Annotated in this window: 18 protein-coding genes and 1 riboswitch; of the genes, 10 read left to right on the top strand and 8 right to left on the bottom strand. The window is 46.3% G+C overall.

Annotated elements, in window-relative coordinates; all coding sequences use genetic code 11:
* Positions 1 to 32: 32 nt before the first annotated feature.
* Genes yxjL through CDO84_RS19050 form a run of 3 tightly spaced genes read right to left on the bottom strand, consistent with a single transcriptional unit; the run spans position 33 to position 2,387 of the window.
* The gene (gene yxjL, locus CDO84_RS19060; RefSeq protein WP_040081361.1) at positions 33 to 689 is read right to left on the bottom strand and encodes a two-component system response regulator YxJL; all 657 of its coding nucleotides are present in this window, start codon (positions 687 to 689) and stop codon (positions 33 to 35) included.
* Positions 676 to 1,896: a sensor histidine kinase gene (locus tag CDO84_RS19055; RefSeq protein WP_040081362.1), complete on the bottom strand. Its 1,221-nt coding sequence runs from the start codon at positions 1,894 to 1,896 to the stop codon at positions 676 to 678. The genes yxjL and CDO84_RS19055 overlap by 14 nt, the downstream gene beginning before the upstream one ends.
* 17 nt (positions 1,897 to 1,913) lie before the next feature.
* Positions 1,914 to 2,387: a DUF1453 family protein gene (locus CDO84_RS19050; RefSeq protein ID WP_040081363.1), complete on the bottom strand. Its 474-nt coding sequence runs from the start codon at positions 2,385 to 2,387 to the stop codon at positions 1,914 to 1,916.
* Positions 2,388 to 2,615: 228 nt separating this feature from the next.
* On the opposite strand from CDO84_RS19050, the gene galE reads away from it, so the two are divergent.
* Complete coding sequence (galE, locus tag CDO84_RS19045) at positions 2,616 to 3,635, top strand: UDP-glucose 4-epimerase GalE (protein ID WP_040081366.1); 1,020 nt, start codon at positions 2,616 to 2,618, stop codon at positions 3,633 to 3,635.
* 30 nt (positions 3,636 to 3,665) lie between these two features.
* Here the strand turns inward: galE and CDO84_RS21950 are convergent, their stop codons facing one another.
* Positions 3,666 to 4,595: a zinc ribbon domain-containing protein gene (locus CDO84_RS21950; protein ID WP_052438129.1), complete on the bottom strand. Its 930-nt coding sequence runs from the start codon at positions 4,593 to 4,595 to the stop codon at positions 3,666 to 3,668.
* A gap of 273 nt (positions 4,596 to 4,868) precedes the next feature.
* A riboswitch (guanidine-I (ykkC/yxkD leader) is annotated at positions 4,869 to 4,971 on the top strand.
* Positions 4,972 to 5,047: 76 nt separating this feature from the next.
* On the opposite strand from CDO84_RS21950, the gene CDO84_RS19035 reads away from it, so the two are divergent.
* On the top strand, positions 5,048 to 5,884 hold the full coding sequence (locus CDO84_RS19035) for a YitT family protein (RefSeq protein ID WP_003242615.1): 837 nt from the start codon (positions 5,048 to 5,050) through the stop codon (positions 5,882 to 5,884).
* A gap of 41 nt (positions 5,885 to 5,925) precedes the next feature.
* On the opposite strand, the gene CDO84_RS19030 is transcribed toward CDO84_RS19035, so the two are convergent.
* Positions 5,926 to 7,383 carry an aldehyde dehydrogenase family protein gene (locus tag CDO84_RS19030; protein WP_040081367.1) on the bottom strand — a complete coding sequence of 486 codons (1,458 nt, stop codon included), beginning with the start codon at positions 7,381 to 7,383 and terminating at the stop codon, positions 5,926 to 5,928.
* Positions 7,384 to 7,566: 183 nt separating this feature from the next.
* Here CDO84_RS19030 and CDO84_RS19025 point away from each other — a divergent pair, with 183 nt between their 5' ends.
* The 4 genes from CDO84_RS19025 to CDO84_RS19010 all read left to right on the top strand — a co-directional run bounded on the left by CDO84_RS19025 (position 7,567) and on the right by CDO84_RS19010 (position 11,456).
* Positions 7,567 to 8,460 carry a PucR family transcriptional regulator gene (locus tag CDO84_RS19025; protein WP_040081369.1) on the top strand — a complete coding sequence of 298 codons (894 nt, stop codon included), beginning with the start codon at positions 7,567 to 7,569 and terminating at the stop codon, positions 8,458 to 8,460.
* 120 nt (positions 8,461 to 8,580) lie between these two features.
* The gene (gene msmX / locus CDO84_RS19020; protein WP_003242648.1) at positions 8,581 to 9,678 is read left to right on the top strand and encodes a maltodextrin ABC transporter ATP-binding protein MsmX; all 1,098 of its coding nucleotides are present in this window, start codon (positions 8,581 to 8,583) and stop codon (positions 9,676 to 9,678) included.
* A 110-nt stretch (positions 9,679 to 9,788) separates the two neighbouring features.
* Positions 9,789 to 10,514, top strand: a complete 726-nt coding sequence (locus CDO84_RS19015) for a ZIP family metal transporter (protein WP_040081371.1) — start codon at positions 9,789 to 9,791, stop codon at positions 10,512 to 10,514.
* A 102-nt stretch (positions 10,515 to 10,616) separates the two neighbouring features.
* Entirely contained in the window at positions 10,617 to 11,456 is an 840-nt protein-coding gene (locus CDO84_RS19010; RefSeq protein WP_040081372.1) for a polysaccharide deacetylase family protein, read from the top strand.
* Between the two features lie 13 nt (positions 11,457 to 11,469).
* Here the strand turns inward: CDO84_RS19010 and CDO84_RS19005 are convergent, their stop codons facing one another.
* From CDO84_RS19005 to cimH, 3 genes are all read right to left on the bottom strand, one after another.
* Entirely contained in the window at positions 11,470 to 11,664 is a 195-nt protein-coding gene (locus tag CDO84_RS19005; protein ID WP_040081374.1) for a hypothetical protein, read from the bottom strand.
* 57 nt (positions 11,665 to 11,721) lie between these two features.
* The gene (locus CDO84_RS19000) at positions 11,722 to 13,410 is read right to left on the bottom strand and encodes a M56 family metallopeptidase (RefSeq protein ID WP_082032938.1); all 1,689 of its coding nucleotides are present in this window, start codon (positions 13,408 to 13,410) and stop codon (positions 11,722 to 11,724) included.
* Between the two features lie 122 nt (positions 13,411 to 13,532).
* A complete protein-coding gene (cimH, locus tag CDO84_RS18995; protein WP_040081376.1) occupies positions 13,533 to 14,885 on the bottom strand; it encodes a citrate/malate transporter CimH in 1,353 nt (450 codons plus the stop codon).
* A 555-nt stretch (positions 14,886 to 15,440) separates the two neighbouring features.
* On the opposite strand from cimH, the gene cydA reads away from it, so the two are divergent.
* From cydA to cydC, 4 genes are read left to right on the top strand one after another with little or no spacing between them, the layout of a single operon-like run.
* Positions 15,441 to 16,847: a cytochrome ubiquinol oxidase subunit I gene (gene cydA, locus CDO84_RS18990; protein WP_014665915.1), complete on the top strand. Its 1,407-nt coding sequence runs from the start codon at positions 15,441 to 15,443 to the stop codon at positions 16,845 to 16,847.
* On the top strand, positions 16,831 to 17,847 hold the full coding sequence (gene cydB, locus CDO84_RS18985; RefSeq protein WP_014665914.1) for a cytochrome d ubiquinol oxidase subunit II: 1,017 nt from the start codon (positions 16,831 to 16,833) through the stop codon (positions 17,845 to 17,847). Before cydA ends, cydB begins: the two co-directional genes overlap by 17 nt.
* Complete coding sequence (cydD, locus tag CDO84_RS18980; RefSeq protein WP_040081378.1) at positions 17,847 to 19,550, top strand: thiol reductant ABC exporter subunit CydD; 1,704 nt, start codon at positions 17,847 to 17,849, stop codon at positions 19,548 to 19,550. Before cydB ends, cydD begins: the two co-directional genes overlap by 1 nt.
* The gene (cydC, locus tag CDO84_RS18975; protein WP_040081380.1) at positions 19,547 to 21,274 is read left to right on the top strand and encodes a thiol reductant ABC exporter subunit CydC; all 1,728 of its coding nucleotides are present in this window, start codon (positions 19,547 to 19,549) and stop codon (positions 21,272 to 21,274) included. Before cydD ends, cydC begins: the two co-directional genes overlap by 4 nt.
* The last annotated feature ends 60 nt before the right edge of the window (positions 21,275 to 21,334 follow it).

The raw sequence follows: 21,334 nt of genomic DNA, 5'->3' as shown, positions 1-21,334 counted from the left end.
GTCTTATTTTATCATGGCGGGTTGAGAGATTTCTATTGCACAATACCGTTTCGAATGGCAAAAACGACTGCCTGTGTCCGGTCTTGGGCATTGCATTTTTGCAGGATGCGGTGCACGTGGGTTTTCACGGTGCTTTCACTGACGAAAAGCTTTTCCGCAATGTCCTCATTTCTCAGCCCGTAGGCCATTTGCTGAAGAACCTCGAGCTCTCTTTTGGTGAACGGTTCTGCTAGTTCTTCGACATGAGTTTGCTGTTTCGCCCGAAATGTCTCACTAATAATTTTAGCAGCTGTGACTGTGCGGAAAATCGCCTCGCCTCTGGCCGCAGCGCGAATCGCATCTATCAATTCTTCAGGAAGCGTATCCTTCAGCAAATAGCCGACTGCGCCCGCACGGATGCCTTCAAATACATATTCCTCCGTGTCAAAGGTCGTTAAAATGACAATCTTTGTATCTGGAAGGGCGGACATAATGTCTTTCGCCGCTTCGATGCCTGAGCAATGCGGCATCTGGACATCCATGAGGATGACGTCAGGTTTTGTTTGTTTTGCGAGTGCTATAATATCGTGACCGTCGCCGGCCTCGCCGGAAACTGTCATATCCGTCTGGGCGTTGATGACGTACCGGAAGCCTTCACGCACAAGCGGCTGATCATCGGCAAGCGCGACGCGTATTTTATCTTTGTTCATCTTTTTGCTCCTTATTCGTTGTCGTGAGCGGCAATGACAGCTCAATTTGCAGGCCGCTCGGCTGCACGGCGCTAAAGGTAAGGGAACCGCCTGCTTTTTCAGCGCGTTCTTTCATTCCTGTCAGGCCAAATCCATAAGTAAGGCTGCCGGTGAATTGTCCGTCGTCGATGATTGTGACATAGAGATGGGTTTCGTCGTTAGAAATGACAGTCGCCGCATGAGAAGCGTCGGCGTGACGAATGATATTGGTCAGCGCTTCCTGCAAGATGCGGTAAATCGTTTCGCTTATGTTTTGAGGCCAAGACTCTTCTGACAGTCCGGCAGTATCTAAAGAAACGTGCAAGCCGCTCCGTTCCTCCACTTGATGAATCAGCCCCCGCAAAGCGGTAAGTCCCACCATCGATTCACTTCGGCCCATTTGATGAACGACAGACCGCACTTCTTGAAGACATTCTCTGGCGACACTCAGTACATTTTGAATGACTTTTTCTGAATCCTCCTCGCTGCTTTTGAGGATATAGGGAAGAGATTGAAGCTGAACAATCACAGAAGTCAGCTCATGGCCGATGCTGTCATGAATGTCTCGGGCAATTCTTGTACGCTCCTCGAGGACCGCGTACCTTAATGAAAGAACAGATGCCTCCTGCAGCTCTGCATGCGCTTTCTGGAGTTCTTGATGAGCATGCTCCAGCTGCACATGCATTTTCGCCAATTCAGCATGATTTCGTTCAGCCTCCTTTCTCGCTTCTCGTCTGAAACGCATGGAGGAGAAGAGGACGTACAACCCGATCATGATCGAGATGTTGCTGACGATATCGTCCCAGCTGGTGTCAAAAACAGTATACAAAAAGAAAACATTGCCCCCAATTAGGCACACTGTAAAGATCAAAGACAGCCGTGCAGGGAGCTTTATGGCCGCATAAACCATTAAAAATACGAGTAAGAAAAAGGCGGCTCCCTGCTCTTGTCCTGAAACAGCCCAAAGAAAAACGGTCAGGAGCCAAAGCCCGACGAATATGCTCAAATGAACAGCAGCGGATGCCACATAGGGAATGACCCAAATGAATGCTAAGTACACCGCGAATACAAATGCCAACAAAATGGGGTCGGCTTTGGCTGGGTGAGATAAAAATTGTATGCAATTCAAAATGAGAATAAGGCTCGGCACAAGCTTCTTGTAGTGCCGAGCCGGAGATAGTCCGTTCATGCTGGTCCTTCTTTCAGTTATTGAATGGATACTTTGCCAGCGGTCAGCCGTCTGTATGCTTTATAAAGCATAATGTTACGGGCTGTGATGGTGCCGAGGGGAATGAAGAACATAGAATGAATAATGGCAATAAACATTTCGTTGCTCTCCGGAAGCCATGTTCTCGCGGCCATGCGCAAAGAAAGTATCACTAGAATGAGAATAACACTTCCAAGGGAGCCGCGTGAAGTGACCTTTCCGGTTTCCGGGTGAATCCGCACGTTTACCATCTTTCCAATGCCAAACCCGCAGGCCAGCCCGATCAGTAATAAAATGCCGCTGATCGCAACATGTAATACGGAATGAAAATACGCCGGCTGAAACGATGCGGATACGCCCCATAAGAGCAGCAGCGGAATGATCAGCAACTTCCCGGGTCTGACAGTTCTCTCCCGGTACATCGATAAAACAATAAGAATAAAGACAATAAAAATATAAGGGCTCATCGCCATGTCATCAAATCCTTTCTGCATTAAGCATAGCGAAAATAGGAAAGAAAAACGTCAACCGGCAGATTGATTTTTCAGCTGCTAGACTTGTTCGCGCTGCATAAAGGTATGAAAATGCTGATAATATATGAAGAAACTATTAATAAACGATTAAACTTCTTGAAAATGGATGTGGACCGGTTCTAAACACTATATAATGAAAACAGGTCATTTTTTAGGAGGGTTTACATCATGGCAATACTTGTTACTGGCGGTGCCGGATACATTGGCAGCCACACATGTGTTGAACTATTGAACAGCGGCTACGAGATTGTTGTTCTTGATAATCTGTCCAACAGTTCGGCTGAAGCGCTGAACCGTGTAAAGGAGATTACAGGAAAAGATTTAACGTTCTACGAAGCGGATTTATTGGACCGGGAAGCGGTAGATTCCGTTTTTGCTGAAAATGAAATCGAAGCTGTGATTCATTTTGCGGGGTTAAAAGCAGTCGGTGAATCTGTTGCGATTCCGCTCAAATATTATCATAACAATCTGACAGGAACGTTTATTTTATGCGAGACCATGGAGAAATACGGCGTCAAGAAAATCGTATTCAGTTCATCTGCGACAGTGTACGGCGTTCCGGAAACATCGCCGATTACGGAAGACTTTCCATTAGGCGCGACAAACCCTTATGGACAGACGAAGCTCATGCTGGAACAAATATTGCGTGATTTGCATACAGCCGACAAGGAGTGGAGCGTTGCGCTGCTTCGTTACTTTAATCCGTTCGGTGCCCATCCAAGCGGACGGATCGGTGAAGACCCGAACGGAATTCCGAATAACCTCATGCCGTATGTGGCACAGGTAGCCGTCGGCAAGCTTGAGCAATTAAGCGTATTCGGAAATGACTATCCGACAAAAGATGGGACAGGCGTACGCGATTATATTCACGTCGTTGATCTCGCAGAAGGCCATGTCAAAGCGTTGGAAAAAGTATTGAACTCCACTGGGGCCGATGCATACAACCTTGGAACAGGCACAGGCTACAGTGTGCTTGAAATGGTCAAAGCCTTTGAAAAAGTGTCAGGGAAAGAGGTTCCGTACCGTTTTGCGGACCGTCGCCCGGGAGACATCGCCACATGCTTCGCAGATCCTGCGAAAGCCAAGCGGGAACTGGGCTGGGAAGCGAAACGCGGCCTTGAGGAAATGTGTGCAGATTCCTGGAGATGGCAGTCTTCTAATGTGAATGGGTATAAGAGTGTAAAATAACAAAAGGCTGGGGTTCTCCCCAGCCTTTTGTTATTTATCTAAGTTTACTTCAAATGTAAATGGATTGATTGTAATATCGTAGTTTTCGGAAGATCCTTCTAAAATAATGTTTGCCGTTTTGCTGTCGATTTTAGGGAAAACAATAATTCCTTCAGTTTTAACTCCCGGTAAGATTTCACTTTGAATTTCAGGATACTCAGAAAGGTCGGATTTAGGCTCAATCTGTTTATTATCAGCCGTAATTTTGGCATTGAAGTCATAAAAGCTGATTTCATCTTGTGATTTGTTTTCTATCTTTACATAAAGGCGAGTTTCTTTTTCAGCAAGTTCCACTTTTTGAAGCGTGAGTGCAAATCCGTGCTGATTCTGTGTTTTATTCACGTTAATTGTTTTTTGAGCTGGAGCAAAAGCTGTTGCATAGTCGCTTTTTTCAATGGAATCGGCAATGATTCTCGGTGCTGAAACGGAACCGCCCAAAGCATTTTCACCATCATATTTGTCTTTCACCGTACCGACTACATGAATAATGTCGTCATCTTTAATGTCTAAATCAGAGTCGTCGCTCATTATAAGCGTATTTTTGCTTAACTTTTCTGGATTATTGTAGCCTTGAAGATATGTACCATCATCGTCCTGTTCAACGTCAAAAACTTTTACATACAGATCAACTTTATAATTTTTGAATTGATTGGCATTGGTATATAGTTTCTCTATATCAGCCTTTTGCACTGTTTTTGTCGACTTTTTAGATGTGGAGCTGGTTGTTGTAGTAGAAGCTTGAGAGTCTCCACTGTTTCCAAGGTTTGCAATAATGATAATGACTACTATTGCTAGAATTAACGTGATGATTTTATGTCTCATAAAAAAGTTGCGTTGGTCTTTACCGCAATTTGGACATTTTTTAACACCTTTTGCAATCTCTTGACCGCAAGCTTTGCAGTGCAATAGTTTACCTGACATTATATTTCCTCCTATGTAATTAATTGTTTAATATATATGTTCTATTTTGCCTATATAATCTCATATAGTCAATGATAAATTAGAAATGTGATTTTAGTTTTTTTCTTAAAAGGGGGTACTTTGTTTCATATCGACTAAAACTTTTATTTATTAACAGCGACCATCTTTTTAATTCTATTAATTTACTGATGAAATCTCCGCAAATACCCCTTGAACCAATTCGAGCCGTCCCGTATAATGCTAATATTGGAAAGTGAAAAGGATATGATCAAAACAGTGGTTTTCTAGGGTTCCGCAATGCAAATTGGACTGTGACCGAGAGAAAACACATAGCAGCTTGGCTGTTATGACACGGTGGGATAAAAGCCCAGGAGTTTCTGCTCTTTTTCGAGAGCGTTCTCCTGGGTTTTTTTATTTGCTAGAACAGAACTATGAGAAGGAGTGTTTTCGTGATGAAAAAGAGAATGCTGGATGTACTTATGCTTGTGATTGGCGCTTTTTTCTTCGCGCTTGCGGTTAATTTATTTGCGATCCCCAATGATCTTGGGGAAGGCGGAGTCACTGGGATTACGCTGATATTGTATTATCTGTTTCAATGGTCTCCCGGTGTCACGAACTTTATCTTAAATGCGTTTTTGCTTTTAATCGGCTATAAGTTTCTGGATGGAAAAACAACCGTTTATACGATCATTGCGGTCGCGGCAAATTCGCTTTTTCTTCATCTGACACATGGGTGGAGCATTCCATCTGATGAATTGATTATTAATACGATTTTCGCAGGTGTATTTGCGGGAGTCGGGATCGGTATGATTATCCGGGTCGGCGGGACGACAGCCGGTTCCGCGATTCTGGCCAGAATTGCTAATAAATATTTAGATTGGAATATCAGTTATGCGCTCTTGTTTTTTGATTTAATCGTAGTATTTAGCTCTTATTTTATTATTGGTGCGGAAAAAATGATGTTTACGATCGTGATGCTGTATATCGGTACGAAAGTGATGGACTTCATTATTGAAGGTTTGAATACGAAAAAAGCCATTACGGTGATTTCGGAAAATAAGAGTGAGATTGCAGAGCAGGTAAATACCTTGATGGATCGGGGCGTGACGATTTTATCAGGGAAGGGAAATTATACGGGCCAATCAAAAGAGATTTTATATATCGTCATTAACAAACAGGAGCTGTCCATGCTGAAAAAAATCATTAGAAGCTGCGACAAAAAAGCGTTTGTGATCGTTCATGATGTACGCGACGTGTTTGGTGAAGGATTTGTGGACATATCAAAATAAAGAAAAATCCCTCTGTACTTGAAGCAGAGGGATTTTTTCGTTTAGAACGGATATTTGCGGTATTGCTTCTGGATCGAAATCCATTTCGTCACAGTAAATTCCTCGACGACCCACGGATTGCCGAAGCGGCCGACACCGCTTGCTTTGTTTCCGCCAAAGGCAATATTCGGTGAATCATTGACGGACTGGTCGTTGACATGGGTCATGCCGCTGTCAATTTGCAGGGCGAGCTTTTCGCCTTTTTCTAAATCAGATGTGAAAACCGCAGAGCTGAGGCCATACTCGGTATCATTTGCCATGTCAATCGCTTCCTGATCGCTGCCGGCTTTGATAATGGTTGCGATTGGGGCAAACAGCTCCGTTTGGGCAATTTTGCTGTTGTTGTCCGCACCGACAAAGACGTACGGCGTGAGTACGTTTCCGACACGTTTTCCTTCAACCGCAAGCTCTATGCCGTCTGCCTTTGCCTGCTCAATGATCTCCAGCGCTTTCTCGATTTGGCGCTCGTTGATCAGCGGGCCGACAACGGTTTTCGGATCGGTTTGATCGCCGTACGGAAGCTGTTTGATACGGGAGGTGAATTTTTCTACAAACTCATCGTATACATCCTGATGAACGATGATCCTGTTGATAATCATACAGATTTGTCCCTGGTGAATAAATTTTCCGAAAATCGCGGCATCCACAGCACGATCGACATCCGCATCTGAAAGGACGGCAAATGGATTGTTGCCGCCGAGCTCAAGTGCCATCCGTTTGAAGGCACGGCCGGCGATTTCACCGATGTGGCGCCCGACTGCTGTTGATCCCGTAAAGCTGATTAATCTCGGGATTGGATTGGTGAGCATGCCGTCCCCGATTTCCTTTACATCCGCCAGCATGACGTTAAGGACACCGGCAGGAAGACCAGCGTGCTCAAACGCTTTCGCAATGATGGTTCCGCCGGAAAGAGCGGTTTGGATATCAGGCTTGTGAACAACGCTGTTTCCCAGCGCAATCGCGGGCGCAATCGTTCTCATAGATAAATTCATCGGAAAATTAAATGGAGAAATCGATGAAATGACACCGAGCGGAAGGCGGTAAATCTTATTGATTTTCCCCTCAATGTCGGATGGAACTTCTTTGACGCCGCCTAATTCACCAGTATACGTTATGGCTTCATCTAAAATGGCAATCGTTTGTTCCAGCTCAATCGTTGATTTCATAATCGTTCCGCCAGTTTCGCGGGCAATCATCAAGATGATGTCATCACGGTTTTCCTGTAAATAGCCGCGCGCTTTTTGCAGCACGGCTTTTCGGCCTTCCGTCGTGCTTTTGGCCCACTCTTTTTGGGCTTTCTGTGCAATGTCAAACGCATCCTCCAGCTGTTTGCCCGTTGCCAAAGATGCTGTTGTGATCACAGACTGGTCATACGGATTCAAAATGTCCTCCGTACGTCCGCTTTCTCCCTCAGTCCATTTTCCGTTGATAAAACTTTTGTTTAACGTTTCGAAACTCATAAGATGACCCTCCTTTTGGTCCCGCATATCCTCTTCTATTTCCGCTGACGCCAATATGTAAACGAATGAGGTTCCCTTTAAGTTTTTCGTCTATCTATACCGGATATACTCTTTTTTAGTGGAGAACATGTGTATTTCGCCTTATACTGAATATACAGATCCTTACATAAGAGAGGAGACTCTATGAAATCGCTGCTGGCTATTTATCCCGGTTCGACTGTGTCTGAGGAGCTTTGCATAAGGGAAGGCTGTCTATGTTTTTTTGATGAGAGCAGTCAGAGATACATCTCCATTCCGAAAACAGAGATCAGCGAAAAAGAGGTATTGGTGCTGCAGTCATTTTTGACGGCTGCGGATGAGGGCAATCAAATGTCTATGAAATCACCGGAGGAAAACAAGTGGTTTTCGTTCCTTTTTTCAAGAGGAGAATTGCCGGCGAATATAAAGAAACGGACAAGGTTTGTTCACTTTCATTTATTCGGCAAAATAGACAGGACGTCCTTTACGGAAGCGGTACGCCATTTTTGGCCGGTGTCTTTTGTGATTGTGTGGATCCATGAGGACAGAGGCGTCATTGTTGAGCAGGAAAGTGAAGCGGCGGCGGAGAAGGACGAACTGGAATCGCTCGCTAAGGTTCTTGAAAGTGATTTCTACTTCAGTGTCCGTTTTTACGCGGGAAGATTTTACGAGCCGGATGAGTGCCTGCGAAAACATTACGCTCGTGAACAGGCGTATTTCCTGTTTGCTGAAAAACGGCTTCCTCAGGTGCAGAGTGTGACCTTTGAGATGATTTTTCCTTTCATATTATTAGAAACAGAAAAAGAAAAATTGGCAACGCTGCTATCAGAAGAAGCTGAGCTTTTATTTGGAAGTGAATCTGAGCTAAGGAAGACCATTAAGCTGTTTATTGAAAACAATTCAAACGTCACATTAACAGCAAAAAAGCTGCATCTGCATCGCAACAGTCTGCAATATCGGATTGATAAATTTATTGAGCGGTCAGGGATAGATATCAAATCGTACAAAGGCGCGCTTCTTGCCTATTTTATCTGCCTGCAAAGTGAAAGTTCAGAATAAATTGGAAATATGCACGAAAAAGGGCTGGGTGATTTTATGAACGCTGCCCATTTTAGCGGGAGAAAATTGCTGTTACACTCAATATAAGAAAGCGTTTACAATAACAAAGGGGGATGTTAGATGGCTGAATTGCGGATGGAGCACATTTATAAATTTTATGATCAGAAGGAACCGGCGGTTGATGACTTTAACCTTCATATTGCCGATAAGGAATTTATCGTATTCGTCGGCCCGTCCGGCTGCGGAAAATCAACGACGCTGCGAATGGTTGCAGGACTTGAAGAAATTTCGAAAGGCGATTTTTATATTGAAGGAAAACGGGTCAATGATGTAGCGCCAAAGGACAGGGATATCGCAATGGTGTTTCAAAACTACGCGCTCTATCCGCATATGACGGTCTACGATAATATCGCGTTCGGACTGAAGCTTCGGAAAATGCCGAAGCCAGAAATTAAAAAAAGAGTAGAGGAAGCCGCTAAAATTCTCGGGCTTGAGGAATATTTGCACCGTAAACCGAAAGCGCTGTCAGGAGGACAGAGACAGCGGGTCGCGCTTGGGCGGGCAATCGTGCGGGATGCAAAGGTGTTCCTGATGGATGAGCCTTTGTCAAACCTGGACGCGAAGCTGAGGGTGCAAATGCGGGCGGAAATCATTAAGCTCCACCAGAGACTGCAAACCACAACGATTTATGTGACGCATGACCAGACAGAAGCGCTGACGATGGCGACACGGATCGTAGTCATGAAAGACGGGAAAATCCAGCAGATCGGGACGCCGAAGGATGTATACGAGTTTCCTGAAAACGTCTTTGTCGGCGGGTTTATCGGATCACCGGCGATGAACTTTTTCAAAGGAAAGCTCACGGATGGCTTAATCAAAATCGGTTCTGCGGCATTAACCGTCCCGGAAGGAAAAATGAAGGTGCTGCGTGAAAAAGGCTACATCGGCAAAGAGGTTATCTTCGGCATCCGTCCTGAGGATATTCATGATGAATTGATTGTCGTGGAATCGTATAAGAACTCCTCGATTAAAGCAAAAATCAATGTCGCAGAGCTGCTCGGTTCAGAAATCATGATTTATTCGCAGATCGACAACCAAGACTTTATTGCGCGGATCGACGCCCGCCTCGATATTCAATCAGGCGATGAGCTGACGGTTGCATTTGATATGAATAAAGGCCATTTCTTTGACAGTGAGACAGAAGTGAGAATTCGATAAGATCAGCAAAACCGGACATGGAGACATGTCCGGTTTTTTGTGTTCTTTGTTTGCGAGGTTTACGGAAAAAACGGCAGCGGGTAGTGGTTGGTAAGAAAGGGGAGATAGAGATGTGGAATGCGGCAATGTGGGGCGGGATATCGGGCTCTGCTGTACTGCTGGGCGCGCTGGCGTCCATGTTTCTTCCGATTCGCAAACAGATCATCGGCTATATTATGGCTTTTGGCACAGGTGTATTAATAGGCGCGGCCGCTTACGAGCTTCTTGGGGACGCAGTAGCAGAGGGCGGAATCGTGTCGACAGGCGCGGGATTTATTGCGGGAGCTGTTGTGTTTACGATTTTTGACTGCGCGGTTTCCAAACGGGGCGCGTCACAAAGAAAAAGATCGGGACAAACAGCTGCCGGCGGCGGAATCGCCATTTTTATCGGCACGATCATGGACGCTGTCCCAGAATCGATTATGATTGGCGCCAGCCTTCTCGAAGAACAATCGGTCAGCTTTCTTTTGGTGATCGCCATTTTTATCAGCAACATCCCTGAAGGGCTGTCTAGTACAGCAGGACTGAAAAACAGCGGGTACTCGAAAACGAAAATTATGCTGCTTTGGGCCGCGGTGCTCGTGATTTCAATTCTTGCCTCATGGTCAGGATTTTTCTTTCTCGACGGCGCTTCTGAAGAAGGCATGTCAGCGATTGCAGCATTTGCGGGCGGAGGCATCATTGCGATGATTGCTTCAACGATGATGCCTGAGGCGTACGAAGACAGCGGTCCGATGACAGGTTTAATCGCCGCACTCGGCCTGTTAACCTCGCTGGTTTTGAATCAGTTTTCTTAAATGTGAGCCGGTCATGATTTCATGTCCGGTTTTTTGCTATTGAAAATCTCAGAATCAGACCGATGAAAAAGGAGGAAGAAATAGACAGAAAGCAGGGAACCGATGAAACGTTTTATCTTAAGCATCTTTCTTGTGGGAAGCTGCTTGGCTCTTGCGGCTTGCGCTGATCAAGAGGCGAATGCAGAGCAGACGATGCCCAAAGCGGAACAAAAGAAACCGGAAGAAAAAGCAGTACAAGTTCAGAAAAAAGAAAACGATACAGCCGGATGGATCAAAACAGAGACACCGGCAAAGCTGCCGATTTTGATGTACCACAGCATTTCCTCAGGAAACAGCCTTCGTGTCCCAAAGAAAGAATTCGAAGCGCATATGAAGTGGCTGCACGATAACGGCTATCAGACATTAACGCCAAAAGAGGCGTATCTCATGCTGACGCAGGATAAAAAGCCGTGTGAGAAATGCGTGCTAATTACGTTTGATGACGGCTACACCGACAATTATCAAGACGCGTATCCGGTGCTGAAAAAGTACGGGATGAAGGCGACGATTTTTATGATCGGCAAATCGATCGGACATAAGCACCATCTGACAGAGGACCAAATGAAAGAAATGACACAGCACGGCATATCGATTGAAAGCCATACAATTGACCACCTTGAACTGAACGGGTTAACGCCTCAACGGCAGCAAAGCGAGATGGCAGATTCGAAAAAACTGTTTGACCACATGTTTCATCAGAAAACCACCATCATCAGCTATCCGGTAGGACGCTACAATGAAGAGACGCTGAAGGCCGCCAAAGAAACGGGCTATCAAATGGGCGTGACGACAGAACCGGGCGCGGCTTCGAGAGACCAGGGAATGTACGCCCTCCATCGCGTGCGCGTGTCCCCAGGCATGTCGGGCTCGGCTTTTGGCGCGTACGTCGAATCAATGAAATAAAAAAAGGAGGCGCTCAATCGCCTCCGCCGCCACATCCGGAATCGCTAAAACCCCCGTCACTGCTGCATCCATCATGGTGTGAGCCATTGTCTGAATAGCCGAAATACCCGCTGTCCGCCTGCTGGCGGCTTTTATGCTCCGATGGCTGCGGCTGAATGACTGAAAGAAAAACAACAATAGATATAAACAATAAGATGATCACAATCACTTCTCGTCACTCCCTTTTTTCACCATATCTGTTATACGGATGAAACGCTGACCGGTTTCATTTCAAAGTGATCGATTCTTTCAGGCGGTCTCTGAGCCAACGCTTCAGCACCCCGTGTCCTTTGTTTGACAATAAAGTGCCGACACGCCAATACATAGGAGGATGAGGGGCGAACTGAAAATCAATCAATCTGAAAAGCCAGCTTTTATCCCGGGTGAGAGAGTCAATTTGAAGCTCGTCTTCATCTGCTTCAGCGCTATAGGCACTTTGTTTCTGTATGTCCTCATCTTGCCGAACCGCCAAGACCCTCAAAGCTTCAGCCATTTGTTTGTAACCGCCCTCCAGCAAGGATGCGCCAAGGTTGTCAGCACGCACCTCCATCCATTGTGAACAAAAGGATTGATAGAGCTGAAACAGGATAATGATTGCCATAATGAAAGCCCAAAGCGCAATTTTGTGGGCCTCGGGGTGGATGATATGCTGCTCAAACAAGAGGATAATCCCAACGACAGCTCCAAGATAGAGAAAACGCAAAATCTGTGATGACAGTACATCACGTTTTTTAATATGAATCGCCTCATGGGCCAGAATGCCCTCGATGACACGCAGCGGCAGGGTTAGTGTGGCGCTTGTCAGAATGACCATTGACCTTCCGACATTCATGCCGACTGCCATTCCGTTGTAATCATCACTCTCCGTTTCGTATATGCGGACATGGGAAATGCCGGCCTTGCGGAAAATCTCGTCAGCCGCTGCCTGTACATGCGGATGATGACAGGGCTTGGCGTCCATCGCCGCCCGCAACACACGGTCTGACATATACATGTTGAATACCCAATACAGGATAACCGCTGCAGCCATGACCCATGGAGAGGCGTGTAATGCGTATAACACGAGCACCAATAAGGCGTAAGCGGATATCCCTTTTACGCTGGCGGCAAAATAAAGCTTCCCGAGCAGCCGCTTCACATTTTTTCTATGATAAAACGGCAAAACAGAAATCACATTGTCCACATTGATTTCTTCATCTGCGTATTCTCGGAAAATCGTTTTCCATTTTTGCGGTTCCTTCACCGTCAGAAACAGTGTTTCGCCGGGAAGAGACAGTTTAATGACTTGCTGAAAGCTTGTTGTCAAATCTAAACGTGATGAATACATCGTCATAAGCGGATGGAGCTTTAAGAGATCAGCCGTTGATTCAAGCTGAATGTCCTTCAAATCGGAAAGCGGGTATGACCGGGTTTCATAGTGTGAGCTGATATGCAATTTTTCTAAGGCTGCTGAATAAAAAACCTTTACGCTGAAAACATTCAGTATTCGCTTCACCAGTGCCCCTCCGCCGGAGATCATGCCGAGAAGGATCACATATTTGAGAGGGCTTGGGTCAGGTCCATAGATGAAAAAAATAACAGCTCCTGCAAACACAATGGCAGTCAGCGTAATGTCTGACAGGAGACGTGTTTTGTTTCTGGCAAGCTCGATTTCCTGCCAGTCTCCCGAAGGTTTTTCCGCACGCTCTGAAACAATGAGATCCATTGCGGTCCAATAGCAGTAGAACATTGTCGCGATTGAGACAATGCCGTCCATGAATGAGAGATGAGAGAAGATGTAAACTGCAGCGCCGATCCATAGCACAATATCAATCCAGAAGTCTATGGCCGGAATGAGTTTTGCAGCCAGGGCTGATATCAAATAAAATCCCAGCCCGAGAAGCATAAAGAGAAATAGATGAGTTCCCATAGGCATGCCAAATTCCTTTCTATCTAGTATTTCCAACTATTACTATAGCATGGGATGGGAACTTGCAAAAACACGGACATGCAAAAAGCAAGCTCTTTCGTTTTCCGAAGAACTTGCTCCGAGGTGTATCAATAAAATTGGTGCAGCAGCAATAAGGTTAAGGATACTGTAATCGCTCCCCCGATGCGGGTAGACACCTGGGCGAACGGCATCAGCTCAAGCCTTTCCGCCGCGCTTAAAATAGCGACGTCACCGGTGCCGCCTTGCCCTGAATGGCATGCATTAATAATGGCGGTTTCAATCGGATACATGTTCAGCCATTTTCCGGTGAAGAAGCCGACGGCCATCATGGTCACAACGACAGACAGAATTGTAATGATATTGCTGAGGTTAAAAGCAGCGATAAGCTTGTCCCACGGCGTCATGGATACCCCGATCGCAAAGAGCAGCGGGTAGGTCACAGCTGTTGAAAAGAAGCGGGATACTCCAAACGCGCCATTTTCAATTGAGGCAGGCGCCAATCTGAACAGCTTGATTAGAACAGCCAGTAACAGCATGGCAACGGGTGCCGGAAATCCGAAAAAATCGTGGGCGAGCATGCCGACTAAGTATAAAGAAACAGCAAGGATGCCGCCTGACGCAAATAAAGAAAGGTTGAACATGTGCTGACCGCTCTGTGATTCCTCCAGCGCAGGGGACTCTTCTTCAGAGCGGTCCACTTTGCCGTTTCCAGTCCATTCCGGTTTTTTCTTTCCGATTCTGTTCAGCAAGCCCGCTAGAATAATCGCGCACAGGCTGCCCAGCATAATCGATGGGAGAACAAGTGCAAACGCTTCCCCTTGAGAAATGGACATGATGTCAGAATAGCCAATGGACAGCGGGATAGCACCTTCTCCGACTCCTCCGGCCATGATAGGAATAACGATATACAGCAGTGTATGCTGAAACCCGAGTCCGAGCAATGTCCCGACAGCCAGTCCGACAATAGCGGCTGTGACAGAACCGACAATAAGCGGAATAAAGATTTTCATGAATGCTTTTACGAGTGTTTCTCTTTTCATGCCGAGGATGCTTCCGACGACAATACCGGCGATAAACAAATATAGAAAGTTTGAGTTTTCTGTAAATTCTGTGGTGGATTTGACGATATCATTAGGCAGCAGGTGATAGTACACGACAGCGGATGGAATGAAAGTAGCTAGGATGGCCGGGCCGCCGATAGACCGAACAATCGGTATCGATTTGCCGATTTGAGCAAAGGTAAATCCGAAAAACGCCATGACGGCAATGGATGTCAGAATGTCACTTTTTACATCGTGATGCATAACAAAAACAGTGATTAATATAAACAGCAAGGCATACACAGGAAGCGGTATGATGCCTACTTTTATATTCATGGCTTTCGCAAACCAATTCTCTTTTCGAACCCCTTCGTGAATTGTATCCGTTTGCAATTGCATGTGTGTTTGAAGCTCTCCCATTGAAAAACCTCCCCTATTCTTGATGCAGTGAAATTGTTCACTATGTTAAGTATACTAAAAAATTGAAATTATTAATATATTAAAAATTTACTATTCAGCTTTTCTCCTCTTGCCGGCTTAAATGGAAAGAGGCATTCTGACTAAAATCGGTTTATGACGGAATGCAGAGACTCGAGTGCTGAAGCGGGTGTGAGCATTTTGTTCGCAAGGAACGATGTGTTGATGTACGATGATAAAGGGTCATTTATCCTAGAAGCCGACATAAATAAGCAACAAAATAGACAAAAAACCGTCACATAGTATGGGACTTTTTAGGTGTTTTAGGCTTTATTTTTGAAATGAATCGTTGTAAAGTACTTAATATGAACCAGTCAGAGATTGTGTCATTTTGTCAGTCTAGCAATCTTGCATCATATTGGACGACTTTTTGACACATTTGTGAAATATTGAACAATATTTTTTTCGTCTATTTTGTGAATTACTGATCAAAGTTTTGGTTCTATTTGTGAAGTGGTGAGCAAATTAACAGATTCAACCGGAAATGGAGGAGAAAGCATGAGTGAATTGGTATTAGCCCGCATACAATTTGCATCTACAACGTTGTTTCATTTCTTGTTTGTGCCGATGTCTATCGGGCTTGTGTTTATGGTTGCGTTGATGGAGACTCTTTATCTTGTGAAGAAAAATGAGCTGTATCTCAAAATGGCAAAGTTTTGGGGACACTTATTCTTAATAAATTTCGCAGTCGGTGTTGTAACGGGGATTTTGCAAGAATTCCAGTTTGGACTGAACTGGTCTGATTATTCCCGTTTTGTCGGAGATGTATTTGGCGCTCCGCTTGCGATTGAAGCCCTATTGGCGTTTTTTATGGAATCTATTTTTATCGGATTATGGATATTTGGCTGGGATCGCCTGCCGAAGAAAATTCACGCTCTCTGCATATGGCTCGTATCATTCGGAACGATCATGTCATCTTTCTGGATTTTAACAGCAAACTCCTTTATGCAGGAGCCGGTCGGCTTTACGATCAAAAACGGCCGCGCGGAAATGAACGACTTTGGCGCGCTGATCACAAACCCTCAGCTTTGGGTTGAATTCCCGCACGTTATTTTCGGTGCGCTTGCCACCGGGGCTTTCTTTATTGCCGGAGTGAGTGCTTTTAAACTATTGAAGAAAAAAGAAGTGCCGTTCTTTAAGCAATCTTTTAAACTCGCAATGATCGTTGGCCTTTGTGCAGGTCTTGGCGTCGGCCTTAGCGGACACATGCAGGCTGAGCACTTAATGGAATCACAGCCGATGAAAATGGCTGCCAGTGAAGGCCTGTGGGAAGATAGCGGTGATCCTGCTGCTTGGACCGCTTTTGCGACGATCGATACAAAAAATGAAAAAAGCTCAAATGAGATCAAAGTTCCTTATGCTTTGAGCTACTTGGCTTATCAGAAATTCAGCGGAAGTGTCAAAGGGATGAAGACACTTCAGGCTGAGTACGAAAAAATATACGGAAAAGGCGACTATATTCCGCCGGTCAAAACGACATTCTGGAGCTTCCGCATCATGGTTGGCGCAGGCGTTGTCATGATTCTTGCAGCGTTAGGCGGCCTTTGGCTGAACCGCCGCAAAAAGCTTGAAAACAGCAAATGGTATTTGCGCATCATGATCGCTTTGATATCCTTCCCGTTTCTTGCGAACTCCGCGGGCTGGATTATGACAGAAATCGGGCGTCAGCCTTGGACGGTTATGGGCTTGATGACAACGGCTCAATCCGTGTCGCCTAACGTAACAGCGGGCTCCTTGTTATTCTCAATCATCGCATTCGGTGTGATGTACATGATTCTGGGCGCGCTGCTTGTCTTCTTGTTTATCCGTGAGATTAAAAAAGGTGCCGAGCATGATGATCATCATGAAGTGCCTGTATCAACAGATCCATTTAGTCAGGAGGTATACCATGGCATCTCTTCATGATCTTTGGTTTATACTCGTTGCTGTATTGTTTGTAGGATTCTTCTTTTTGGAAGGCTTTGATTTCGGGGTCGGCATGGCGACCCGTTTTCTTGGCCATAATGAATTAGAACGCAGAGTGCTGATCAACACGATCGGGCCGTTCTGGGACGCGAATGAAGTGTGGCTTTTGACTGGCGCGGGCGCCATTTTCGCGGCATTCCCAAACTGGTATGCAACGATGCTGAGCGGTTATTACATTCCGTTTGTCATTGTGCTGCTTGCGTTAATGGGCCGCGGGGTCGCGTTTGAGTTCCGCGGCAAGGTGGATCATTTGAAATGGGTAAAGGTTTGGGACTGGGTTGTTTTCTTCGGCAGTCTGATTCCTCCGTTTGTGCTTGGTGTTCTTTTTACGACATTATTCCGCGGAATGCCGATTGATGCCGACATGAACATTCACGCACATGTATCTGATTATATCAATGTATATTCTATACTTGGCGGTGTGACGGTAACACTTCTTTGCTTCCAGCACGGATTAATGTTTATCACGCTGCGTACGATTGGTGATTTGCAAAACCGCGCCCGGAAAATGGCGCAAAAGATAATGGGTGTTGTTTTTGTAGCGGTTCTTGCCTTCGCGGCTCTTTCTGCATATCAGACAGACATGTTTACACGCCGCGGAGAAATTACCATTCCGCTCGTTGTTTTGATTGTCATCTGCTTTATGCTCGCGGCTGTATTTATCCGTAAGAAAAAAGACGGCTGGACATTTGGGATGACAGGCGCTGGTCTTGCGCTGACCGTGGGAATGATCTTTATTTCCCTATTCCCTCGCGTAATGGTCAGCTCGCTTAAAAGCGCATACGATTTAACAGTAGCTAACGCTTCTTCCGGTGATTATTCGCTTAAAGTCATGTCAATTGCAGCATTAACGCTATTGCCGTTCGTCATCGGCAGCCAGATCTGGAGCTATTATGTCTTCCGGAAGCGCGTCAGCCATAAGGAGCCTATGACTTATTAATGGGAAAAGACCTGTTTCGATATAAAGGAATGAAGCGGATTCTCACCGTGATTACTTGTTTAACGCTGATTCAGACAGCCGCTATTATTATGCAGGCAGAGTGGCTGAGTGAAGCCGTAACCGGACTGTTCAATGGGAAGAGCATTGCCTCCCTGTTTCCGGTGATCGGCTTTTTCCTCATCGCTTTTATCGCCCGGCACGGGGTGACGGTGGCGCGCCAGAAAATCGTCTATCAATATGCCGCCCGAACAGGAGCAGATTTGAGAAAAAGTTTTCTTGATCAGCTGTTCCGTTTAGGCCCCCGCTTTGCAAAGAAAGAGGGGACGGGGCAAATGGTGACGCTGGCGATGGAAGGCATCAGCCAGTTTCGCCGCTACCTGGAGCTGTTTCTGCCGAAAATGGTCAGTATGGCGATTGTGCCTGCGGCGGTTGTCATTTATGTGTTTTTCCAGGATCGTACGTCGGCCGTCATTTTAGTCGCAGCGATGCCGATTCTGATCATTTTTATGATTCTCCTTGGCCTTGTCGCGCAGAGAAAAGCGGATCGCCAGTGGAAATCCTATCAGAGACTTTCCAATCATTTTGTTGATTCTCTTCGCGGGCTGGAGACATTGCGTTTCCTAGGTTTGAGCAAGTCACACAGCAAAAATATTTTCTACGTGAGTGAGCGGTATCGCAAAGCAACAATGAGCACACTCCGGGTGGCGTTTTTATCATCATTCGCCCTCGATTTCTTCACGATGCTGTCGGTGGCGACAGTCGCGGTGTTTCTGGGCCTGCGCCTGATTGACGGCGATATTTTGCTTGGTCCCGCTTTAACGGCGCTTATTCTGGCGCCTGAGTATTTTCTGCCGGTGCGGGAAGTGGGGAATGATTATCATGCAACGCTGAACGGCCAGGAAGCAGGAAAAACCATTCAAGAGATTTTGTCACAGCCTGGTTTTAAAGAAGAGACGCCGCTTCAGCTCGAGACTTGGGGTGATCAGGATGAGCTGAAGCTGTCAGGCGTATCAGTCGGCCGTTCGGTGTCTGATATTGATCTGTCATTCAAAGGTAAGAAAAAAATCGGCATTATCGGTGCAAGCGGTGCCGGAAAATCAACATTAATTGATATCCTCGGCGGATTTTTAGAGCCGGATGGCGGGATGATTGAGGTGAATGGCACAAGCCGGTCCCATTTGCAGGACGGCAGCTGGCAGAAAAATCTTCTGTACATCCCTCAGCATCCGTACATCTTTGATGATACGCTTAGCAATAACATTCGCTTCTACCACCCAAGCGCTTTGGCAGAGGATACAGTCCGTGCCGCTGCTGCGGCGGGTCTGACGGAGCTGGTGGATAAGCTTCCTGACGGATTAGAGGGGCGAATCGGGGAAGGCGGCCGGGCGCTCAGCGGCGGACAAGCACAGCGTGTCGCGCTGGCCCGCGCCTTTTTGGGAAACCGCCCGATTCTGCTGCTGGATGAGCCGACCGCCCATCTTGATATCGAAACAGAATATGAAATAAAAGAAACGATGCTGGATTTATTTGAGGATAAGCTCGTCTTTCTCGCGACTCACCGCCTTCACTGGATGCTTGATATGGATGAAATTATCGTGCTTGACGGGGGCAGGGTTGCGGAAATCGGGACTCACGATGAACTGCTGAAGAAAAACGGTGTGTACACCAAACTCGTGAAGGCACAACTGGGGGAAAGAGCATGAAGAAAGAAGAATGGATTTTGCCGTATATTAAGCAAAATGCCCGCCTGTTCGTTCTGGTTATCTTTTTGGGTGCGGTGACGATTTTTTCTGCTGCTTTCCTTATGTTCACCTCAGGGTTCTTGATTTCTAAAGCAGCGACAAGGCCGGAAAATATTCTTCTTATTTATGTGCCGATTGTCGCTGTGCGCACCTTTGGGATTGCACGGTCTGTGTCGCGATATGTGGAACGGCTCGTCGGCCATCACATCATTTTGAAAATCGTATCTGACATGCGCGTCCGCCTTTACAATATGCTTGAGCCGGGTGCCTTGATGCTGCGTTCCCGTTTTCGCACAGGGGATATGCTCGGCATTTTGTCTGAGGATATTGAACATTTGCAGGATGCTTTCTTAAAAACGATTTTTCCTGCGATCTCAGCCTTGTTACTGTATGCTGTGTCAGTGATAGCGCTCGGCTTCTTCTCTTGGCCGTTTGCCATATTGATTGCGCTGTATTTGTTTGTTCTTGTTGTATTGTTTCCGGTTGTGTCTTTGCTCGTGACGAGAGCGAGGAATGCGAAGCTGAAAAGCGGACGGAATGTGCTGTACAGCCGTTTGACAGATGCCGTGATGGGTGTCAGCGATTGGATGTTCAGCGGACGCCGGCATGCTTTTATTGATGCGTATGAAAAAGAGGAGCATGATTGGTTTGAGCTTGAACGGAAAAAACAACGCTTTACAAGATGGCGGGACTTTGCTGCGCAATGCCTTGTCGCCGGCCTTATTTTGCTGATGCTCTTTTGGGCAGCAGGACAGCAAGCGGACGGCGAGCTCGCTAAAACGATGATTGCCGCTTTTGTGCTTGTGGTGTTCCCGCTGACGGAAGCTTTTTTGCCGCTTTCGGATGCCTTAGGCGAAGTGCCGGGCTATCAGGATTCTATCAAACGCATGAACAGGGTGGCTCCTCAGGCGGAGGCATCACAAACAGAATCAGGAGCACAAACGCTTGATCTCCAAGATGTTACCCTGTCCTTTCGTGATGTGACGTTTTCTTATGACAACAGCAGCCAAGTGCTTGACAACTTTTCCTTTACGCTGCGCCAAGGAGAAAAAATGGCGCTGCTTGGCCGAAGCGGCTCTGGGAAATCAACGTCGCTTGCATTAATCGAAGGCGCCTTAAAACCGGACTCCGGTTCTGTGACGTTAAACGGAGTGGAGACAGCGCTGTTAAAGGATCAGATTGCTGATGCGGTGGCTGTGTTAAATCAAAAACCGCACCTGTTTGATACAAGTATTTTGAACAACATCAGGCTCGGAAACGGAGAAGCAAGCGACGAGGATGTGCGCCGTGCCGCAAAGCAGGTCAAGCTGCATGACTACATTGAGTCGCTTCCTGACGGATATCATACCTCTGTACAGGAAACGGGCATCCGTTTTTCTGGTGGAGAGCGCCAGCGGATCGCACTTGCGCGGATCTTGCTGCAGGATACGCCGATCATCATCCTTGATGAGCCAACAGTCGGCCTCGACCCCATCACTGAGCGTGAATTGATGGAAACGGTGTTTGAGGTGCTGAAAGGAAAAACGATTCTATGGATTACACACCATCTCGCGGGAGTGGAAGCAGCCGATAAAATCGTATTTCTCGAAAACGGCAAAACGGAAATGGAAGGAACCCATGAGGAGCTGTTGGCGGCAAACGAACGATACCGCCGCCTATATCACCTTGATGTTCCTGTAAAATAAAAGACAGCCCTAAAAGGCTGTCTTTTTTGTTTGAAAAAGAAAAGGTGCAGGAAAAATAGG

Source organism: Bacillus sp. MD-5, assembly GCF_002201875.1.
GTDB lineage: Bacteria > Bacillota > Bacilli > Bacillales > Bacillaceae > Bacillus > Bacillus stercoris.
Note: the sequence above shows the minus strand (reverse complement) of the source record. Positions and strands in the feature narration are given on the sequence as shown.